This window comes from Calditrichota bacterium (genome assembly GCA_013151735.1).
Taxonomy (GTDB): Bacteria; Zhuqueibacterota; JdFR-76; order JdFR-76; family BMS3Abin05; genus BMS3Abin05.
The window spans coordinates 19,615-24,070 of the sequence record JAADHR010000108.1 but is presented as its reverse complement, the minus strand read 5'-3'; the positions used below and the strand labels follow the sequence as shown (position 1 = coordinate 24,070).

General features: G+C 46.0%; 3 protein-coding genes and 1 pseudogene (1 of these 4 cut by a window edge). 3 read left to right on the top strand and 1 reads right to left on the bottom strand.

Features of this window, described 5'->3' with window-relative positions:
* Window positions 1-713 (bottom strand): annotated as a pseudogene (locus GXO76_07480) (D-cysteine desulfhydrase family protein); it reaches 315 nt to the left of the window's first position.
* A 788-nt stretch (window positions 714-1,501) separates the two neighbouring features.
* Here GXO76_07480 and GXO76_07475 point away from each other — a divergent pair.
* The 3 genes from GXO76_07475 to cydB form a co-directional block, all read left to right on the top strand.
* Entirely contained in the window at window positions 1,502-1,957 is a 456-nt protein-coding gene (locus tag GXO76_07475) for an Rrf2 family transcriptional regulator (protein NOY77692.1), read from the top strand.
* 121 nt (window positions 1,958-2,078) lie between these two features.
* Window positions 2,079-3,431: a cytochrome ubiquinol oxidase subunit I gene (locus GXO76_07470; GenBank protein NOY77691.1), complete on the top strand. Its 1,353-nt coding sequence runs from the start codon at window positions 2,079-2,081 to the stop codon at window positions 3,429-3,431.
* Between the two features lie 12 nt (window positions 3,432-3,443).
* On the top strand, window positions 3,444-4,456 hold a 1,013-nt coding region (gene cydB / locus GXO76_07465; GenBank protein NOY77690.1), incomplete at its 3' end, for a cytochrome d ubiquinol oxidase subunit II.

Here is a 4,456-nt window from a genome sequence, read left to right as displayed (position 1 = left end):
TTTTGTTGAAACTCATTCAGAATGTGCCCAATTCGGTTTTTAAAAAAGGACGCATCGTCACACACATTGACCCCCAGAATTTCACCCGGCCAGCCCGAAGCGGCTCTGCCAATCAGCAGGCCAGCCTGTGTGCCTCCGGACCCGACCGCAAATACAATGGCATCAAATTCAAGATTCTGTTCGGCCATTTGTTGAAGGATTTCCCTGAAGGCCCCGGCGTACCCCCAGGCTCCCACAGCATCCGAGGCTCCTTCCGGGATCACATAGGCATGGCGGCCGTGATGCTCCAGACGACTGGCTAATTCATGCATTATTTCATCGCGGGAATTCGAATAATCTTCCCTGGAAATGAATTTTAATTCGGCCCCCAGAAGCGAGTCCAGAAGCAAATTGCCATCCGGGTAGTCCTCTGGCTCTCCCCGAAGAACCAGCACGGGTGTTAACCCCAATTGGCGGGCGGCCACAGCCGTTGCCCGGGCATGGTTGGACCCAATCCCACCGCACGTAATCACCGTATCAGCCTTTTCTTGCAGGGCCTCGTAAAGAGTAAATTCCAGTTTTCGAACCTTATTGCCCGTTAATCCGATTCCGGTTAAATCATCACGTTTCATGTAGAGTGTAGGCCCCCCCAGCCATTCCGAAAGACGTTCCAGTTTTTGGATAGGGGTTGGGATTCGGGCCAAATTCAATTTGGGGGGAAATGAAAGCTCCATCAGTATCCTCAATAAAAAATTAGTTTCGACCCAAACCGTTTATTTGAGACTCCGTTCGCTTTGAATAGTTTTCAATTTCAACGGATATTTATTTATCTTACTGTTTATTATGGCCTTGTGTTTTTGTGACTTTGTGGCTAATGAATTCTTCAGACTAATTAAATACCGAAAAATCTGCCTCAGGAGGCGAGCGCCCCCCGGATTTAGAAGGATATTAAAAATTATCCTTTTTTTTCGTTAGAATCAAGAAAATTTTCGCCTTGTTCCCAATTGCGGAGCCTTTGATCCTTCGGCACACAATGAAAACCAGGGAAATCACTTTAAAAATAAGGAAAAGCCCGCTTTTTTATTCCCGAATGGACGCGGTGTAACGTCTCATTTAACAGGTATTGGGTAGAATCATTCTATTTCTAACCCTCCCTCCGGGGGACTGTATCACAAGTTTAAAACTACAGTCGTGAGATTCATTTTTATAAAACCTGTCATTGCGAGTCCGCCTAAGGCGGACGAAGCAATCCCCTTATTTACAATATGTTATGAGATTGTTTCGTCGCTCATTCTTCGCTCCTCACAATGACAAGTATTTATTTTTTTTCAAAAAAAAGAACTTTTGATACAGCCCCGAGTCAGGGGGTGGGTTCAAAAGGCCGGGTTCTATTTCCAAAAAGAGTGTCTTTTCCACAAGAAATCCAGTAGAACCAAAAAAATTTAAAATAATGCTTGACATTTATTATCGTGATTTTTATATTAGACCCAATTGGTATAATTAAACCTATTGGGTATAATATATGAATGTTTTAATCAAGCGTGAATACGATTACGCCATTCGGATTTGTGCCTACCTGGCCGGAAATTACCAGAAGGGCCCCATTTCCCTCGCAGCCATCTCACAAAAACTCTTTATTACCCGACCCTTCGCCACAAAAATCATCTATAAGCTCAAACAGCATCACATCATTGGAACCACTCAGGGAAAACGGGGCGGCGTCTTTTTGACTTACCCCCCGGAAAAGCTTTCATTTTACAAGATACTGCAGGCGATGGGATTTGATTTTGCCTTGAACGAGTGCATTAAAAATCCCAATATCTGCCCGCTGGTTTCGCACTGCAAAATTCATCTGTTTTTCGTTAAACAGGATCATTACCTTATGCGTCAATTACAGGAAGCTATGATTTCTGAATTTATTTTCGGCGATTCCGATCTGGAACCCAAGCCAAACGGTACTCACAAAAAGGGTGGTTAATCGGATGCTCATTAAACCGTTCAATGATGGACAACCGCCCCTGACGGAAAAAAATAGTTTTTAGAACAGCTCGCTCTTTTGTGCATTTTAACCCAAAATTCCAATTAAAATGGAGGTTTCTATGGATCCAGTAGCATTAGCGCGATGGCAATTTGCCATCACCACAGTGTACCATTTTTTCTTTGTTCCACTGACCCTGGGACTTTCGATTTTGGTGGCCATTATGGAAACCCGTTACGTTCAGACAGGGAAAGAGGTTTACCTCCGAATGACAAAATTCTGGGGCAAGCTTTTCCTGATCAATTTTGCCATGGGCGTGGCCACAGGGATTGTCCAGGAATTCCAATTTGGGATGAACTGGTCACAGTATTCCCGATTTATGGGAGATATTTTTGGCGCCCCGCTGGCCATTGAGGCCTTACTGGCCTTTTTTATGGAATCCACATTCCTCGGCGTCTGGATTTTCGGATGGGACAAGCTGTCCAAAAAGGCACATGCCGCAACCATCTGGTTGGTGGCTATTGGGTCCAATCTTTCGGCGTTCTGGATTTTGACCGCCAATTCTTTCATGCAGCAGCCGGTAGGCTATGTGCTGCGGAACGGGCGCGCCGAAATGACCGATTTTTTTGCTCTCATTTTCAATCCTCACGTCTGGTTACAATTTCCGCATGTCTTTTTTTCCGGGATTTCAACAGCCGCCTTTTTTGTCCTTGGAATCAGTGCCTACCATTTACTTAAAAAAAGCAAGGATGCAGAAGCCTATAAAAAATCGATGAAATTCGGGGCCATTTATGGCATAATTGGTATTACCCTGGTGATTGTTGTGGGACATGCCCAGGCACAGCACATGGTAAAGGTGCAGCCGATGAAAATGGCCGCTGCAGAAGCCCTCTGGAACAGCGAAGACCCGGCGGCCATGTCCCTTTTCACCATTGGAAATGAAAAAGAACGCAAGGATATCTTTTCCATTCGGATTCCCAAACTCCTAAGCCTGCTCGCCTACAACAAGCTTTCCGGTGAGGTTAAGGGAATCAATCAAATTCAAGCCGAATACGAACAAAAATACGGCCCGGGGAATTACGTTCCGCCCGTTTGGCTTTCATACTGGACGTTTCGTTTGATGGTGGGGGCCGGATTTTTGATGCTTTTTATTGCCATTTATATTTTGTTGGCAGGCAAAAAAGATTACGCCATCAAGCCTTCTATGCTTAAACTGACGTTCTGGGCACTTTTTCTGCCGTACATCGCCAATTCAACAGGATGGATTTTCACGGAAGTCGCCCGGCAGCCCTGGATTGTATTCGGGCTGCTTAAAACCAAGGATGCCGTTTCAAATACCGTCAGCCCCGGCCTGGTGCTGACCTCTCTTATCGGCTTCACCCTGATTTACGGCGTTTTGATTGTGGCAGATATTTATTTGCTCAAAAAATATGCAAAAGCGGGTACCGCCAATATTCTGCAAACTGAAGAATAATAGGAGGTTAAAATGGATTTAAATACAGTCTGGTTTATTCTGATTGCCGTACTTTTTATCGGATTCTTCTTTCTGGAGGGATTCGATTACGGGGTGGGTATGCTGCTGCCCTTCATCGCAAAAGACGACCAATCCCGACGGCTGGTTATCAACGCCATCGGCCCCTTCTGGGACGGAAATGAAGTGTGGCTGCTCACAGCTGGCGGGGCTTTGTTTGCCGCCTTTCCCAATTGGTATGCGACACTTTTCAGCGGATTCTATCTGGCCCTTTTTCTTATGTTGGCGGCACTTATTTTCCGCGGCGTGGCCTTTGAATTTCGAAGCAAAAACACTCATCCCAAATGGCGCAGCACCTGGGACTGGGCGATTTTCTTCGGAAGCTTTTTACCGGCTCTACTCTGGGGCGTGGCCATTGCCAATATCGTAAAGGGTGTTCCCATCGATCGGCACATGAATTATGTGGGCGGATTCTTTAATCTTCTTAATCCCTACGCGCTTGTGGGCGGCATTACCGCTGTGCTGGTTTTTCTCCTGCACGGTGCCCTTTTTCTTTCACTCAAAATCAGCGGAAATCTCGAAGCAAAAGCCAAAGCGGCCGCTCAAAAAATCTGGATTTGGGCGGTGGTGTTTTTTATTCTTTTCATTATTCTCAACTTCACCAGTACCGATATTTTTACCAGAAAAGGACTCGCCCCCGCTGTGGTTCCTGTCATTGCTCTGGGAACGCTTTTGTCCGTACGGCTTTTCGTCAAAAATAACCGTACGGGATGGGCGTTTATTATGACCGCACTCACCATTGTCTTTAGTACGGTCTTTGCCTTTCTGGGGCTTTTCCCCCGTGTCATGACGTCCAGTCTGAATCCGGACTGGAGCCTGACCATCTACAATGCGTCTTCCAGTCCCTACACTCTCAAAATCATGACCATTGTAGCCGCGATTTTTGTCCCGTTTGTGCTGGTCTATCAGGCCTGGTCGTACTGGGTCTTTCGCAAACGGCTTTCCGGTGATACCAAACTGGAATATTA